This window comes from Pseudoxanthomonas sp. USHLN014, from assembly GCF_037153335.1.
GTDB classification, from domain to species: Bacteria; Pseudomonadota; Gammaproteobacteria; order Xanthomonadales; family Xanthomonadaceae; genus Pseudoxanthomonas_A; species Pseudoxanthomonas_A winnipegensis.
Map to the genome: position 1 here is coordinate 660,723 of NZ_JBBCKO010000001.1, position 15,003 is coordinate 675,725.

Sequence of the window (15,003 nt, forward strand, 5' to 3'; positions counted from 1 at the left end):
AGGACGCGACAGGCCGGGCCCGCCGCACCCAGTCACGGCACCGCTTCGGCCATCAACGGACGTCGTTGATGGGAATCGACTGATCGATGGTGCTCACGTATATCCAGCCGGCTTCCGCTCGACCCGTCCGCCCGATCTGGCGAAAAATCTCCACCGCACGCCCTACGTCGCTGTCCTCGCAGAACAGTTCCATCTGCACTTCGTTGATCACTTGATCACCGAACTCGACCGAATACTCCTGCTCGCGCGCACTGAGTGCGCGCAGCAGGCCTTTCACGTCGAACAGGCTGAGGCGCTGGAAGCCGGCGGCTTCCAGCGCGTGGATCAAGTCTGAGACACGATTGCGGTGCACAAATGCCTTGATCTGTTTCATGACGCAGTCTCCTGAGAATTGTGCTCGGCCGCCTTGCGGTCGGAGCGGTTTTCAAGCCATTCGTACAGAACCGGAAGCAGGATCAACGTGAGCAGCGTTGAACTGATCAGACCGCCAACGACCACCGTCGCCAACGGACGTTGCGTTTCCGCGCCGACACCGCTGGACAGCAGCATCGGCACCAGACCGAGGATCGCCACGCTCGCGGTCATCAGCACCGGTCGCAGACGCAGAGCCGTGCCCTGCACCACCGCTTCGCGCACCGACAGGCCTTTCTCACGCAGCTCGTTGAGGAAGCTCACCAGCACGATGCCGTTGAGCATCGCCACGCCGAATACCGCGATGAAGCCGATCGCTGAGGGCACCGACAGGTACTGGCCGGTGACAAACAAGGCCAACAATCCGCCAATGGTGGCGAACGGCACGTTGGCCAGAATCAGCGCCGCGTACTTGACCGAGTTGAAGGCGGTATAGAGCAACACGAAGATGAAAAAGATCGTGACTGGCACGATCAGCGCCAACTTGGCCAGCGCACGCTGCTGGTTCTCGAACGCCCCACCCCACTCGATCCAGTAGCCCGGCGGCAGCTTCACCTGCTGCTTAATCGCCGTCTCAGCGTCCTGGACGAAGCTATCGACGTCGCGGCCTCGGACGTCCATCTGGATCACCGCATAGCGTTGCAGTTGCTCGCGACGGACGAACGAGTAACCTTCGGCCACGTTGATGTCGGCTACCTCCGACAGCGGCACCAAGGCGCCGGTTGCCGTGCGGAGCGGGATGCGACGCAATGACTCGACCGAATCGCGTGTCGCGTCATCCAGCCGCACTGCGATATCGAAGCGTTTCACGCCATCGAGCAGTACGCTCACCGGTTCGCCGCCCAGGCCATTGCGGACGATGGTGAGCACCTCCTCAGCGTTCATGCCATGGCGGGCCAGTTCGTCGCGCTTGACCGCGATGCGAATCTGCGGCTTGCCGATGTTGGCTTCCAAAGCAAGGTCGGCCACGCCCGGCACCTTGTCCAGCACGCGCTTGATGCGGCCGCTCAGCTTGTCGAGTTCGCCCAGGTCTTCACCGTAAAGCTTCAGCGCCAAGGTGGCGCGCACGCCGGAGATCAGTTCCTCCACGCGCATCTGGATCGGTTGGGTGTAGCCGGGCACCACGTTCGGCACGACCTTCTCCAGCGTCTCTTGCATCGCCGCTTCGAGCTGCTTGATGTCGCGGCCCGACTTCCACTCTTCCTCGGGTTTGAGCGCGGTGTAGATCTCCATGTAATTGACGTCGGCGGTCTCGCCCTTCTCGGCACGGCCGATCATCGCCAGCGTGGTCTCGACCTCCGGGAATTGCTTGAAGGCCGCGGCGATGGTGTTGCTGGTCTTGATCGATTCGTTGAGCGAGGTCGACGGGATGCCCGTCACGCGCCACATGATCGAGCCTTCCTGCAGTTGCGGCATGAACTCCTTACCCAGGAAAGGGAACAGCGCCAGGCTCGCGACCAAGGCGACAAGCGCGCTGATCACGACCACTTTCTTGCGGCCCAGCGCCTTCGCCAACAGCGGCTGATAACCACGCTTGATCCTGGCCACCAACCACGTATCGCGCTCGGGCTTGGGCTTGAGAATCATCGACGCCAAGACCGGGATCAGCGTCAGGCTCAGGATCAGCGAACCGGCCATCGCGAAGGCGATGTTGAATGCCATCGGCTTGAACATCTTGCCTTCGAGGCCTTCCAGCGCGAACAGCGGCAGGAACACCACGATGATGATGCCGATCGCGAACGTGATTGGATTGGCCACTTCCTTAGCCGCGGCCAACACCGCAGAAGTCTTGTCGACCTTCTCTCCGTGTTCCAACCGCTCCGCCATGATCCGGAAGGCGTTCTCCACCATTACCACCGCGCCGTCGACCATCATGCCGATGCCGATCGCCAGGCCCGCGAGCGACATCAGATTGGCGGACAAGCCGACCTGCCCCATGCCGATGAAGGCAATCAGCATGGCCAGCGGCAGTGTGACGATCACGACCAGCGCTGAGCGGACCTCGCCCAGGAACAGGAACAGGATTACCGCGACCAGCAGCGAGCCTTCCACCAGCGCCCGCACCGCGGTTTCGACCGCCTTGTTGACGAGGTCAGTGCGCTCGTACATCGGCTTGAGCACCATGGTCTTCGGCAGTGCATCGCGCACCACGTCAAGCTTGCCCTTGACCGCCTCGACCACGTCCTTGGCGTTCTCGCCGATGCGGGCCAGCGCCTGGCCCATCACGACTTCCTGGCCGTCGCGGGTCACCGCACCGAAGCGCGGCGCGGGGGCTTCGACCACGGTTGCCACGTCACGCAGATACACCGGCACACCGTCCTCCGACTTGAGCACGATCGCGCCGATGTCCTCGGTCGACTTCAGCAAACCCAGACCGCGCACCAGGAACTGCTCGCGGCCCACGTCCATCACGTTACCGCCGACCTGGCCGTTGTTGGCGGGGAGCGCGTTGATGACATCGCCGAAGCCCAGCCCGCGGGCGTAGAGGCGTTGCGGATCGATCTGCACCTGGTACTGGCGTTCGCCACCGCCCCAGGAACTAACGTCGTCCACGCCCGGTGCCGTGCGCAGGATCAGCCGCACGGTCCATTCCTGCCATGTGCGCAGGTCCATATCGGTGACCTGGTCCTTACTGACGCCGGGCGCGCGTTCGACGGTGTACCAGTACACCTGCCCCAGGCCCGACGTGTTCGGGCCCATGCTCGGCTTGCCATAGCCTTCAGGCAGACGATCGCCGATTTCCTGCAGGCGTTCGTTGACCAGTTGTCGCGCGAAGTAGATGTCCATGTCGTCCTTGAAATAGACCGACACGTACGACAACCCGAACAGGCTGACCGAGCGGATTTCCTGCACCTTCGGCAGGCCGGCCAACGCAGACTCCACCGGCGTGGTGAGCAACTGCTCGACGTCCTCGGCGGCCAGGCCCGGGGACTCGGTGTAGATGTTGACCTGGACCGGCGTCACGTCGGGGAAGGCATCGATCGGCACGTTGCGAACGGCGCTGATGCCGAGGAAGGCGACGACCGCGAACACGATCAGGACCAGGAACTTGTAGCGCAGGGAGAGTTCGACCAGGCGATTCAGCATGGCGCACCTCCCGCAAAGGCGGGATTGGCGTCAGAGATCATCACTCTTCTCCTAACTGCGACTTGAGCATCTGCGCTTTGACGGCAAAGGCGCCTTCGACCACGACGGCGTCGCCGGGCTTGAGGCCTTCGCGGATGACGGTCCGATCGCCGATCGCTTCACCGGTACGCACCGGCGTCGGTTCCAACGCACCGGTCGCGTTGCGACGGAACACGACCGTGTCGCCTTCCAACTGCACCACCGCGTCGGTTGGCACCGACACCATAGTCACGGCGGCGTTGCCATCCTTGGCGACGTCGCTGGCCTCGAAGAACACATCGACGTAATCGCCGCTGTGCAGGCGGTCGTCCCGGTTCGGAACCTCGATCCGCACCACCGCATTGCGGGTCGTGTCCGACGTGCGATGCGCGGGATGCTGAACGGTACCCTTCAGGCGCTCGCCGTTGAACACCACCGTCGCTTCCGTGCCGGGTGTGATGCGCGGAACGATCCCCGATGGCAGCTTGGCGTCGACCCAAACCACCGATTCATCGACCAGGCGGAACAGCGTCTTGCCCGGTTCAATTTTCTCGCCGACGACCACGGCATCCTCGGTGATTCGCCCGGCATGCGGCGCGGTCAAGGTGAACTGGCCGTTGCTGCGCCCGGCCGCCGTGCCCGGCAAGCCATACGCCTGTGCCGTTGCGCGAGCGCGATCGAGCGCGACCTGTGCCTCGTTGATGCGGCGCCCGGACACGGCCTCACGACCGAGTGCAGAGACGCGGCGCCATTCCTGTTCGGCGATGCGCAACTCTGCCTGGGCATTGGCGACTTCGACGCTGGACAGCGTCACCAGCGGTGCGCCGGCGCGCACTTCGTCGCCGAGCTTGGCATGGCGACGCACGACCAGGGCTTCGACACTGGGCGTGATCAGCGCCGTGCCGTAGGCATTGTCGAGCACTTCACCGGGCGCACGCAGCTGTTCGCTCATCGAAGCGGGCTGCAACGCCTGCACGACGATGCCGGCAGCTTTCATCGCTGCGGCATCGAGCTTGACGGGCGCGATGCCGGCTTCGCTTTCGGTGGGCGCTTCAGCGCCTTCGGCTTCGGTCGGGGCCGACTCGGTCGAGGGGGACCTCGAACATGCGGCCATGGCAAGCAGTAACGCCGCGGCCAGCAACGGCGACATCAGACGGAACGGGGTCATCGAAAGTTCTCTCATGGGGTGCCCTCCAGGCCGGCCCAGCGTTCAAGCTGTCCGGTGGCGGCGAGGTAATCGGCGTAGCTGCGCCACAGGCGCGCTTCGAGTTCGGCGCCGGCGAGTTGCGTGTCGAGGGTCTGCTTGAGTTGCAGCAGGTAGTCAGCGGTGGACAGCTCGCCCTCGCGCCACAAGCGCTCAAGGAGAGTGGCGCGACGCTCCACATCCGTGCCGCGGCTCGCCTGCCAGCGCGACCAGGCCGATTGCGCTGCGGCGTAGCTGTCGATCGCACGGCGACGATCGGCATCGAGTTCGACGCGCACGCGCTCGGCCTCGGCGATCGCGACATCGGCATCGGCCTGAGCTGCCACTACCTCGGCGCGATAGGAATTGCGCACGAACAGCGGAATGCTGAGCGACACGCCGACCACGTTGTCCTGCACATTGCCGTAGTCGATGCGTCCGCCGCGCACGCCCACGGTGGGATCGGCCACCCGATTGCGGCGGGCAACGGTCACTTCGCGTTCGGCAGCCAGCGCAGCGGCTTGTGCGGCTTGCCAGTCGGGCAACTGTTCGATGCCGGTATGGGAGGGCATCGGCGGCGGCAATGCGTCGCTGGGCAGCGTCAGGCTCGCCAGGAGTTCCGGCGAGCCGCCGACCGCGCGGAAACGCGCTTCGGCCTCCGCCTGTTCGGCGACGAGTTGCGACTGCTGGGCTTGCGCTTCATCGCGGGCCAGCAGTGCCAAATCGCGCTCCAACCCGGAAATGTCGGCTGCAGCAAACTGCTTTTGTGCCAACTCGCCAAAGCGCGTGACCAACGCCAATCGACGTTCACCGGTGCGCACACGTTGCTGCGCCGTCTGTAGCTCAGCCCAACTGGCGAACCACTGCTTGGCGAAATCGCGGCGACGCAGCTTGGCTTCAGCGGTGGCTAGATCGACCCGCGCGGAGGCCGCGTCGCGACGCGCGCGACGCTTGCCGCTCAGATCGAGCGTGAGGTTGAGGCCAGCGGTTGTGGTGCGATCCGGGCCTTCATCGTCGCCGGCCAACTCGACTTCGGGGTTGTAGAGCGGTCGTCCGGCCGCATCGTACCGGGCACGGGCTGCGGCCAGTTGCGCTTCGGTGGCGCGATAACTCGGATGGTGTTGCCAGGCGGCCTGCAGCGCCTCGCGAAGTGCGACTGGGGCCTGTGTATCGGGGGTTTGGGCGGCCATGGCCAAGCCCGACAGCAAACTCGCTGCCAGAACCAGGACGGCCAGCCGCGCGACGCGACGTCGTCGCGGCGAACGAACAAGGTGCATTGGAAGATCCTCTGAGTCGACGGTGTCCTCTGGCGCTCCGCGCCAAAGGGGCAAAACACCTGACTCAGGCGATCGGCGGCCTCAGTTCCAAGGGTTGCGACGCGCTGGGCGGCAACCCGGACGTACGCATAGGCAGCGCCTGCGGCACGAGCACAACCACGATCTGCGTATCCGGCACCATGGCGGCAGCATGATGGCAACCGCAGTGACTGCAAGCGGCATGCCCGAGCTTGAGCTTCGTGGAATCGTCATTACCGCTATCCAGCGGCGATGCCTTCACCGCCACGGCATGGCTGCCATCCGTGCCGAAGCCCATGTCCGCGAAATCGTGCTTCGCACAGGCGGCCGCCGCGCCGATCTTCAGGGCGAAGATCAGCAGCACCAGTACCGCCAGCCGCGTGGAAGCGCGCAGGCGGGCCAGCAGCAGGCAGGAGGAGGCGACCGGGTTCATCCTGCCAGCCTAGCCGGTGCCACGGACGTTATAAAATCTCATCAGGCCGGTTCCCGGGAGCGGGTCATGCCGTTCCTCGCTCGTGGACACATGCGCGACGGTATCCACGTCACTTCCTCAGCAGGCGCATGCCGTTGCCCACCACCAACAGGCTGGCGCCCATGTCGGCGAACACCGCCGCCCACATCGTGGCCTGACCGGTAAAGGTCAGCACCAGGAATACTGCCTTGATGCCCAGCGCCAGGGTGATGTTCTGCGTCAGCACGTGAGCGGTGGCGCGCGACAGCCGGATGAAGGCCGGAATCTTGCGCAGGTCGTCGTCCATCAGGGCCACGTCGGCGGTTTCGATCGCGGTGTCGGATCCAGCCGCGCCCATGGCGAAGCCGATGTCGGCCCGTGCCAGGGCCGGGGCGTCGTTGATGCCGTCGCCAACCATGCCGCTGGTACCCTGTGCGGCGAGCGCTTCGACCTCGCGCAGCTTGTCTTCGGGTAGCAGGTTGCCTTGGGCGCGGTCGATACCGACCTCACCGGCGATGGCCTGCGCCGTGTGCGGGTTGTCCCCGGTCAGCATCAGGGTCTTGACCCCGAGCGCGTGCAAGTCGGCGATCGCCTGTCGGCTGCTGTCCTTGACCGTATCGGCGACCGCGAACACCGCCTGCACGCCGTCGCTGCCTACGACGGCGACCACGCTCTTGCCTTGGGCTTCCAAGGCCGCGAACTGCGCTTCCAACTCGGCGGAACTGGCACCCAACTCCTGCACGAGCCGGTGATTGCCCAGGTGGTAGAGCGACCCAGCGACGCGGCCACTCACGCCGCGGCCCGGCAGTGCAGCGAACTCCTCGACCTCTTGCATCGGCACGCTGTCATTCTGTCCCGCCACGGCGATGGCCTTGGATACAGGATGATCGGAACGCGCCGCCAGGCTGGTCGCTATGGCGCGCACGCGGGTCGCATCAGCCTGGCCCCAAGCCGCGAAATCGGTCTGTTTAGGCTTGCCGTGGGTGATCGTTCCGGTTTTGTCCAGCGCCAACCACCGCAGCTTGCGGCCATTCTCCAGGTACACGCCGCCCTTGATCAGGATGCCGCGTCGCGCCGCCGCGGCCAGACCGCTGACGATGCTCACCGGGGTGGAGATCACCAGGGCGCAGGGACAGGCGATCACCAGCAGCACCAGGGCCCGGTACGTCCAGTCCAGCCAGTCCGCGCCCATCAAGAGCGGCGGCACCACCGCCACGCCCAGGGCGACGGCAAACACCAGCGGGGTGTACCAGCGCGCAAACTGATCGACGAAACGCTGGGTCGGCGCACGATTGCCCTGCGCGGCTTCGACCGCGTGGATGATGCGGGCCAAGGTGGAATCGCTGGCCACGGCGGTAACGCGATACTCCAGGGAACCTGCTTCGTTGATGGTGCCGGCGAATACCGGGTCGCCTTCGGCCTTTTCGACCGGCAGGCTCTCGCCGGTGATCGGCGCCTGGTTGACCGTCGAACGGCCGAGCACCACCATGCCGTCCAGCGCTATGCGTTCGCCGGGCTTGACCCGCACTCGGCTGTCGAGTGCGACGGCCTTGGCATCCACCTCGATCCAGCGCTGATCGTCTTGCAGAACGGTGACACGTTCGGGCGTGAGATCCATCAGGCCGCGTATCGCATTGCGGGCGCGATCCAGCGACTTGGCCTCGATCACCTCGGCCAACGCGAACAGCACCATCACCATCGCCGCCTCGGGCCAATGGCCAATGAGCATCGCGCCCGTGACAGCGATCGACATCAGGGCGTTCATGTTGAGATTGCGGTTCTTGAGCGCAATCCAGCCCTTCTTGTAGGTCGACAGACCGCCAGTCCCGATGGCGACCAACGCCAGCGCGATGACCAGCCACGTCGGGGCGCCGAGCCAAGACACGACTTCGGCCAGGATCGCCGCCACACCGGAGACGGCCAATGGCCACCACGCGGTGCGTGTCGGTACCGGCGCGCCCGGCTCTGCGCCACCTTGGCTGCCCACCACCTCGGCCTCGAAGCCCAGCGACTTCAGGCCGGTCAGCACGTCAGGCAAGGCCTCGGCCGCGTGACGCACGGTCAAGGTGCGCTGCACGAGGTTGAAGGCCAGCGACGCCACCCCGGGCATGCCGCCGAGTTTGCCGCGGATCAGGCCTTCCTCGGTGGGGCAATCCATCTTCGCGATACGCAGTGCTGTTTCCACGTCGGAGGACGGCGTATCCATGGGCGCCGCCTGCATGCCGATCGCGGCCAGCGCTTCGTCCACGGGCGTCAGCGCAGACAAGGTGTGGTGCACCGACAACGTCCGTTGCACCAGATTGAATTCCAGATCCGTCACTCCCTGGACTTGGCCGAGCTTGTTGCGGATCAGCGCCTCTTCGGTGGGGCAGTCCATGTTCTGGATGCGATAGCGCATCGGCGACCGGACGGCCGCTGCTGCGGGCACCGTCGTCGTTGCCACTGCCTGCGTGCTACCGCAGCTATTGCAGGTGTCGCTCATCGCGTGGGTTCCTCCATGCAGGCCTGTAGGGTCTGCGGGATCGATCGCATCTGGAAGGCGTCGCGCCGAGCGCCGTCCCTGCTGCCGCGCGCAGGCCACATGCCGTGCCTCATTGTTCCACTCGTGCGGACACGCGCGAGGTGCGGGCGTTGAAGTAGAAGCCGCCGATGGCGATGACCGCGACAGTCACTTGCGCTAGCAGCGACTGCCAGGACGGATACACGCCGAGCCAATCGATTCTCGGAGCAGCGACCAGGGCCTGGCCTATCCAGCCGGCCTCCTGCAGCGCCGCCACGCCCTTGCCAACGAGCACAACCGCGAGCACCGCAATCAGGATCGAGCTGATCGAGAAGAACTGGCCGATTGGCAAACGCTTGCTCATGCGCAGCATCCAATAGGCGACCGCCGCGAGCACGACGCAGCCCGCCACTAGTCCGCCGAGAATCGCGGTGCTGTTCTCCTGGCTCCACATCGCGATGAAGAACAAGATCGTTTCGAACACTTCGCGATAGACCGCGACGAAGGCCAGCAGGAACAGGAACACCGCCGAGCGTCGCGTCAGCGCCGCCGACACCTTGGCGTGCAGATACTGTTGCCAGCGGCCGGCCAGGCTCTTCTGGTGCATCCAAATCCCCACGCTCAGCAGCACCGCGGCAGCGAACAATGCGGAGACGCCTTCAGTCACCTCGCGATTGGCGCCGCTCACATCGACCAGGTGGGTGGCGATCGCCCAGGTCGCCACGCCCGCCAGCAACGCGCCGATCCAGCCGGCGTGCACCGCCGGCAGGACCTCGCGGCGCTCGGCCTTGCGCAGAAAGGCGATCATGCCGATCACGATCAACAACGCCTCAATGCCTTCGCGCAACAGGATGGTGAAGCTGCCGAGGAACGCCGTGGTGCGATCGGTATGCGCGTCCTGCAGCACGCCCTCGGCGCGGTCGAAGAGTCCGGTGACCTGCGCGGCCTGCACGGTCGCGTCGGCCACCGGCACGCGCCGGCCGATCATGTCGCGATAGCGCGCCATCGTCGTTTCCAGCTCCCGCATCAGCGCGTTGTCGCGGGCGGCGAGCGTGGGTTCGACCGGCTCCACCCCATCCAGGTACGCCGACAAGGCCGCGGTCTTCGCCTGCACGGCATCGCCGGCCTCGTAGGCGCTGAGGCTTTCGGCCATGCGTTGGCGGGCCAGCGTGAACGGCCCGGCCGCTACGCCTGACGCCGGGTGCTGCAGCGCCTGCGGGTGCGCGCGCAGGTAGGCAACGATCGCCCGCGCTTGTGCCGCCTCGCTGCCGGCGGCCACCAGATCCGCCTCGCTGGTGCGGGTCAGCGCTTCCAGCGTGGGAATGCGCTGGCGCCAGGCGGGATCCTCGCGCCACAGGGTTTCACCCTCGGCCCGCGCCTGCGGCGAATGCGCCAAGCTGCCGACATGGAACGCCAACGCCCAGCGATCAGCCTCGGGCAGCGACGCGAAGCTGGTCATGGCCGTGCCCTGGATGCCTTGCGAGATCGCCTCGTACAAGGCGAAGGGCGTGCGCCGGGCGGCGCGGGTGGCATCGGTGAAGGCGATCGGGGGCGGATCCAGGCTCGCCGCGGCCGGCCCGTCGCCAGCGCCTGACGGGCCGTGGCAAGCGGCACACTGCGCGGCGTACAGATCCGCGCCGTGGGCAGGATCAGGAGGCGTCGCCGGCACGGCACCCACCGGATAGCTGGCCAGCAGGCCGTCTGCCAACTGGTGCGCCAACGAGGCGACGTGCCCAGCATCGGCCTTACCCTCGACGGCTGCGACCAGTTGATCCGCCTGGCCGATCAGCGCCGCTTGGCCCGGCGTGGTCGGCAGCACCGCCAATTGGCTCCGCACGGCGCCTGCAAACTCGCGCATCTCTGCGTACTCGGCCTCGGACACGACGCGTCCGGCTTGCACGGCCGCGCTGTAGTCGACAGCCACATAGTCCAGCAATTGCCAGGTCTGGCGCGGATTCACTGCCGACGTGGGGGCCCCAAAGACCGGCAGGCACATCGAGGCCAACAACGCGATCAGCAAGCCACGGCAAAAGGAGTTCGTCACGGGAAGCGCCTGGATGGGAGAGAGTCGAAAACGGGAATGGGAACCAGTTGCAATTGCACAGGGTAAACCCCGTACCACCTACAGAGTCAAGCGGCTGTATTCCCTGGCATGGCGACTTCGTTGTTGCAGGGCATAGCACCCGTAGGCCCCACAGGGTAAAGTCCGTAGCCGCTATAGGGTCAAGAGGCGTCGATGAAGATCAGCGAAGCGGCCGAATCCAGCGGCTGCCATCTGGAAACCATCCGCTATTACGAGCGCGTGGGGCTCATGCCCAAACCGCACCGGACCGCCAGCGGTTACCGCGAGTACCGCGACGAGGAGGTGGATCGGCTGCGCTTCATCACCCGCAGCCGCAACCTGGGCTTCAGCCTGGACGAGATCCGCAGTCTGTTGCGGTTGGAGCACAACCGCATGTTGTCCTGCGCCGAGATCGATGCCATCGCCCGCGAGCATCTGGCCGATGTCCGTAGCAAGGTCCGCGAACTCAACCGCATCGCCCGCGAACTGGACCGCACGATCAACGCGTGTTCGGGCGGCGCCCGCGGCCAATGTTCGATCCTGGCCACCTTGCGCGAACCACCGCCGGCCAAGCGGACAGAGAAAGCAGCAAATGTGCGTCGGACCAGGCAAGCGTGAAGCGTCCCGCAGCCCGATGCAATGACCGAAACCGCGCATGAGCCTGCGCATCGCATTGGTCCAGGCGGACTTTCCGGTCGGAGACCTCGACGGCAATGCCGCTCGCATTGCCGAACGGATCGCCGAGGCGCGCGATCTCTACCGCGCCGACTTGGTGCTCTTTCCCGAACTCACAGTCAGCGGCTATCCGCCCGAGGATCTGCTGCTACGACCGCAGTTCCTGTCCGACTGCGTCGCCACGTTGCACCGCGTCGCGCAAGAGGTCACTGGGATCGTGGCCGTAGTGGGCTGGCCGGAAGCTGTCGGCGCTGTGGTCTACAACGCACTGAGTGTGCTGCGTGAAGGCGCCGTTACCACGACCTATCGCAAGCGCGATCTACCCAATTACGCGGTCTTTGATGAGCGGCGTTACTTCGCTGTCGATCCCGATGGTGGGCCATGCGTCTTCGACGTCAACGGCGTCACCGTGGGCGCGATGATTTGTCAGGACTTGTGGGGATTGGAGCCCACGTTTGAAACCGTCGCGGCCGGCGCTCAGCTGATCCTGATCCCGAATGCTTCGCCATTCGAGCGCGACAAACATGCTGAGCGCGATGCACTGCTCGCCGAGCGCGCCCGCGCGAACCAAGTCGCGCTCGCATACGTCAATGTCGTCGGTGGCCAGGATGCGATCGTGTTCGATGGCGCGTCCCTGCTCGCCGACGCCAATGGCCACGTACACCCGGCGGCCATTGCCTTCGAGGAACACGCACTGGTTGCTGATTTCGATCCGCATTCACGTAGCTTTACCCCAGTCGCGTGGCCGATCGACACCGATGTCGGCCGCGACGCGGTCGCCTGGCGGGCAATCGTGCGGGGGCTAACGGACTACTGCAGCAAGAACGGCTTCGATCGGGTCTGGGTCGGCCTGTCCGGCGGACTGGATTCGGCGGTCGTGCTGGCGATGGCCGTCGATGCGCTCGGCGCCGACCGGGTCACCGCCGTGCGCCTGCCATCGCGCTACACCAGTGCGTTGAGCAACGATCTGGCCGCCGCGCAATGCGCGGCCCTGGGCGTGGCACTACGGACGGTGCCGATCGACGCACCGTTTCAGGGCTACCTCGACACGCTCAGTGGTCTGTTCGCGGGTACGACGATCGATGCGACCGAAGAGAACCTGCAATCTCGCGCGCGCGGCGCGGTGCTGATGGCGCTGAGCAACAAGCTTGGCGGGTTGCTGCTGACCACTGGCAACAAGAGCGAGTACGCGGTCGGCTACACCACGATCTACGGCGACATGTGCGGCGGCTATGCCCCGCTCAAGGACGTGTACAAGACCGAGGTGATCGCACTGGCACGCTGGCGCAATACCGTGGGCGGCGCACCGGTCATTCCACCCGAGGTGATCGCCCGGCCGCCGACGGCAGAACTGCGCGAGCATCAGACCGATCAGGACACGTTGCCGCCCTACGACGTACTCGACGCAATCCTGTTCCGCCACATCGATCAGGAGCAGTCGCGCGAGGAGATCCTGGCGGCCGGATTCGCCGCTTTCGTTGTCGACCCGGTGCTGGAGCTGGTGCACCGCCACGAATGGAAGCGGCAGCAGGCGGCGCCGGGACCGAAGATCTCGCGCCGGGCGTTTGGACGCGAACGGCGTTACCCGATCACCAATGCCTATGCTCAGGTGTTCCCCACACCGTGATCCCACGAGCAACGTTAACCGCTACCTCGGAACCGCCACCCGCCCTTTCCGCACCTTGAACCGCGTGGCATTCAGATGCTGACCATCCTCGCGCCGTCCCGAAAACGTGCCTAGCCCGAGGAACAACGGTGAGCAAACCAGCTACTCAATCGGGCTTTGTCAAGCTCCCCACGATCCTCACGCAGTTAGTCGTGGATGTCGGCGCCGCACTGGCCGTGCTGATCGCGACGGCCACGCCGTCAGTGTTCAAACCGGCGGGCGACCCATCGCGGTTGGGCGACGAAAGCCGCCCGCTAGTTGATCGCATCACTCAGATCTTGAAATCATCGAAAGCCACGTGGCTTTCCGGAACCTCCAGTTCCGCCAGCATGTGGCGGGTAGCCGACAGCATCGCCGGGGGGCCACACAAATAGAAATCGCACGATTGCAGGTCGGGATGGCCTTGCAGCAGATGATGGGACGCCGCCTCGTGCACCAGTCCCTGCAACAGCGCATCGTCGCATTCGGCGGCTTCCGAAATCACCAGGTGCCAGGTGAAATTGGAGCTCCTCGACCTGCCCTTTCAAGGCAACTGAAATAACTGGCATCTGGGCATGGCCGCATCGACCCGCCGGGCTTGGCGGACACGCGCCGGTGGCACCAGGTGGTGCGCAAGGCGGACGAATCCGGTTCGCCGGGCGTCGCCCTGATGGGTTTGGCCAGCGATGAAGGCATCCGCCGCAATTCGGGCCGAATGGGTGCGATGCAAGGGCCGCTTGCGTTGCGGAAAATGCTGGCCAACCTGCCGGTGCTGCACGCCAGCGCGCTGTATGACGCCGGCGACGTAGCCTGCGAAGGCGAAGCACTCGATGACGCGCAGGCCCGTTATGCCGAACGCGCCAAGGCCCTGCTCGACGCCGGTCACTTCGTCGTCGGCATGGGCGGCGGACACGAAATCGTTTATGCAAGCTATTCCGGCCTGGCTTCGCATCTGGCGAACGCGCGGCAACGTATCGGCATCTTCAATTTCGATGCACACTTCGACCTACGCGAACAACCGCGCGCCAGTTCCGGCACGCCGTTCCTGCAAGCCATCGAGGACGCGCGACGCCTGGGCCACGACGTTCGCTACCACTGCCTTGGCGTCAGTCGAACGAGCAATACGCCAGACTTGTTCGCCGTGGCCGACAGGGTCGACGCGCGCCATATCCAGGACGACGCGCTATCATGGACGTGTGCCGAATTGTCGCCACCACTGGACATCGACAACGCGACCGCGCGCGTGGCAGCACGACTCATCCACTGAGTCGTCGGTCGCCGCTGAGCCGTATCGTGGAAGACGGGTTTCGGCTTCGGCCGCAACCGCTACCGAAACCCGTTCACCGCAAAGCGTCACATGCCTTTGCCGGCGGCGAACTCTTTCGGGCTCAGGCGACCATCCTTGTTGGCATCCAGCATGCCGAAATGCGGGCCGAGGCGGTGCTTGGCCAACTCGGCCTTGGACAGCGTGCCATTCTTGTCCGTATCAAGCGTGGTGAACTCGTCCGGCTTGGCATCCATCTTCATCGCACCATGGTTCATCTTGCCGTGATCCATCTGGCCATGGTTCTGCGCTGGTGCCGTCGTTTGTGCCATCGCGGTGCCCGCAAAGAACAAGGATGCCGCCAATAGGGAAATCATCGTTTTCATCGTTCTACTCCAGTGGAAAGTGGGAC

12 protein-coding genes are annotated in these 15,003 nt (G+C 65.2%); 3 read left to right on the forward strand and 9 right to left on the reverse strand.

The genetic code is table 11. The features are described from left to right. Positions 1-52: 52 nt before the first annotated feature. The 7 genes from WFQ05_RS03040 to WFQ05_RS03070 form a co-directional block, all read right to left on the reverse strand. The gene (locus tag WFQ05_RS03040; protein WP_130522595.1) at positions 53-373 is read right to left on the reverse strand and encodes a P-II family nitrogen regulator; all 321 of its coding nucleotides are present in this window, start codon (positions 371-373) and stop codon (positions 53-55) included. Further along, positions 370-3,498 carry a CusA/CzcA family heavy metal efflux RND transporter gene (locus tag WFQ05_RS03045; RefSeq protein ID WP_130522596.1) on the reverse strand — a complete coding sequence of 1,043 codons (3,129 nt, stop codon included), beginning with the start codon at positions 3,496-3,498 and terminating at the stop codon, positions 370-372. The genes WFQ05_RS03040 and WFQ05_RS03045 overlap by 4 nt, the downstream gene beginning before the upstream one ends. A gap of 40 nt (positions 3,499-3,538) precedes the next feature. Beyond that, positions 3,539-4,684, reverse strand: coding sequence for an efflux RND transporter periplasmic adaptor subunit (locus WFQ05_RS03050; RefSeq protein WP_165394505.1), 1,146 nt, complete (start codon positions 4,682-4,684; stop codon positions 3,539-3,541). Positions 4,685-4,695: 11 nt separating this feature from the next. Continuing rightward, positions 4,696-5,976: a TolC family protein gene (locus WFQ05_RS03055; RefSeq protein WP_130522598.1), complete on the reverse strand. Its 1,281-nt coding sequence runs from the start codon at positions 5,974-5,976 to the stop codon at positions 4,696-4,698. Positions 5,977-6,040: 64 nt separating this feature from the next. Beyond that, on the reverse strand, positions 6,041-6,427 hold the full coding sequence (locus WFQ05_RS03060) for a hypothetical protein (protein WP_130522599.1): 387 nt from the start codon (positions 6,425-6,427) through the stop codon (positions 6,041-6,043). Positions 6,428-6,536: 109 nt separating this feature from the next. Then, positions 6,537-8,927, reverse strand: coding sequence for a heavy metal translocating P-type ATPase (locus WFQ05_RS03065; RefSeq protein ID WP_130560917.1), 2,391 nt, complete (start codon positions 8,925-8,927; stop codon positions 6,537-6,539). A gap of 109 nt (positions 8,928-9,036) precedes the next feature. Continuing rightward, the gene (locus tag WFQ05_RS03070; protein ID WP_234852499.1) at positions 9,037-10,989 is read right to left on the reverse strand and encodes a cytochrome c/FTR1 family iron permease; all 1,953 of its coding nucleotides are present in this window, start codon (positions 10,987-10,989) and stop codon (positions 9,037-9,039) included. Between the two features lie 192 nt (positions 10,990-11,181). On the opposite strand from WFQ05_RS03070, the gene WFQ05_RS03075 reads away from it, so the two are divergent. Together WFQ05_RS03075 and WFQ05_RS03080 are read left to right on the forward strand one after the other, a co-directional pair. Beyond that, positions 11,182-11,625 (forward strand): helix-turn-helix domain-containing protein, encoded by a 444-nt coding sequence (locus tag WFQ05_RS03075; protein ID WP_130560916.1) that lies wholly within the window; start codon positions 11,182-11,184, stop codon positions 11,623-11,625. 37 nt (positions 11,626-11,662) lie between these two features. Continuing rightward, positions 11,663-13,309, forward strand: coding sequence for an NAD+ synthase (locus WFQ05_RS03080; RefSeq protein ID WP_130522602.1), 1,647 nt, complete (start codon positions 11,663-11,665; stop codon positions 13,307-13,309). Between the two features lie 310 nt (positions 13,310-13,619). Here the strand turns inward: WFQ05_RS03080 and WFQ05_RS03085 are convergent, their stop codons facing one another. Then, complete coding sequence (locus WFQ05_RS03085) at positions 13,620-13,832, reverse strand: hypothetical protein (protein ID WP_130522603.1); 213 nt, start codon at positions 13,830-13,832, stop codon at positions 13,620-13,622. Between the two features lie 93 nt (positions 13,833-13,925). Between WFQ05_RS03085 and WFQ05_RS03090 the strand changes: the two genes are divergently transcribed. Continuing rightward, positions 13,926-14,594 (forward strand): arginase family protein, encoded by a 669-nt coding sequence (locus WFQ05_RS03090; RefSeq protein ID WP_205956140.1) that lies wholly within the window; start codon positions 13,926-13,928, stop codon positions 14,592-14,594. An 86-nt stretch (positions 14,595-14,680) separates the two neighbouring features. Here WFQ05_RS03090 and WFQ05_RS03095 read toward each other — a convergent pair whose 3' ends face one another. Beyond that, positions 14,681-14,977, reverse strand: coding sequence for an EF-hand domain-containing protein (locus tag WFQ05_RS03095; RefSeq protein WP_130522605.1), 297 nt, complete (start codon positions 14,975-14,977; stop codon positions 14,681-14,683). Positions 14,978-15,003: the final 26 nt, after the last annotated feature.

Coding starts and splice junctions, on each gene's coding strand:
- WFQ05_RS03055 (WP_130522598.1), bottom strand. CDS start 5,976: ATGCACCTTGTTCGTTCGCCGCGACGACGTCGCGTCGCGCGGCTGGCC.
- WFQ05_RS03060 (WP_130522599.1), bottom strand. CDS start 6,427: ATGAACCCGGTCGCCTCCTCCTGCCTGCTGCTGGCCCGCCTGCGCGCT.
- WFQ05_RS03075 (WP_130560916.1), top strand. CDS start 11,182: ATGAAGATCAGCGAAGCGGCCGAATCCAGCGGCTGCCATCTGGAAACC.
- WFQ05_RS03080 (WP_130522602.1), top strand. CDS start 11,663: ATGAGCCTGCGCATCGCATTGGTCCAGGCGGACTTTCCGGTCGGAGAC.
- WFQ05_RS03065 (WP_130560917.1), bottom strand. CDS start 8,927: ATGAGCGACACCTGCAATAGCTGCGGTAGCACGCAGGCAGTGGCAACG.
- WFQ05_RS03045 (WP_130522596.1), bottom strand. CDS start 3,498: ATGCTGAATCGCCTGGTCGAACTCTCCCTGCGCTACAAGTTCCTGGTC.
- WFQ05_RS03095 (WP_130522605.1), bottom strand. CDS start 14,977: ATGAAAACGATGATTTCCCTATTGGCGGCATCCTTGTTCTTTGCGGGC.
- WFQ05_RS03040 (WP_130522595.1), bottom strand. CDS start 373: ATGAAACAGATCAAGGCATTTGTGCACCGCAATCGTGTCTCAGACTTG.
- WFQ05_RS03050 (WP_165394505.1), bottom strand. CDS start 4,684: ATGACCCCGTTCCGTCTGATGTCGCCGTTGCTGGCCGCGGCGTTACTG.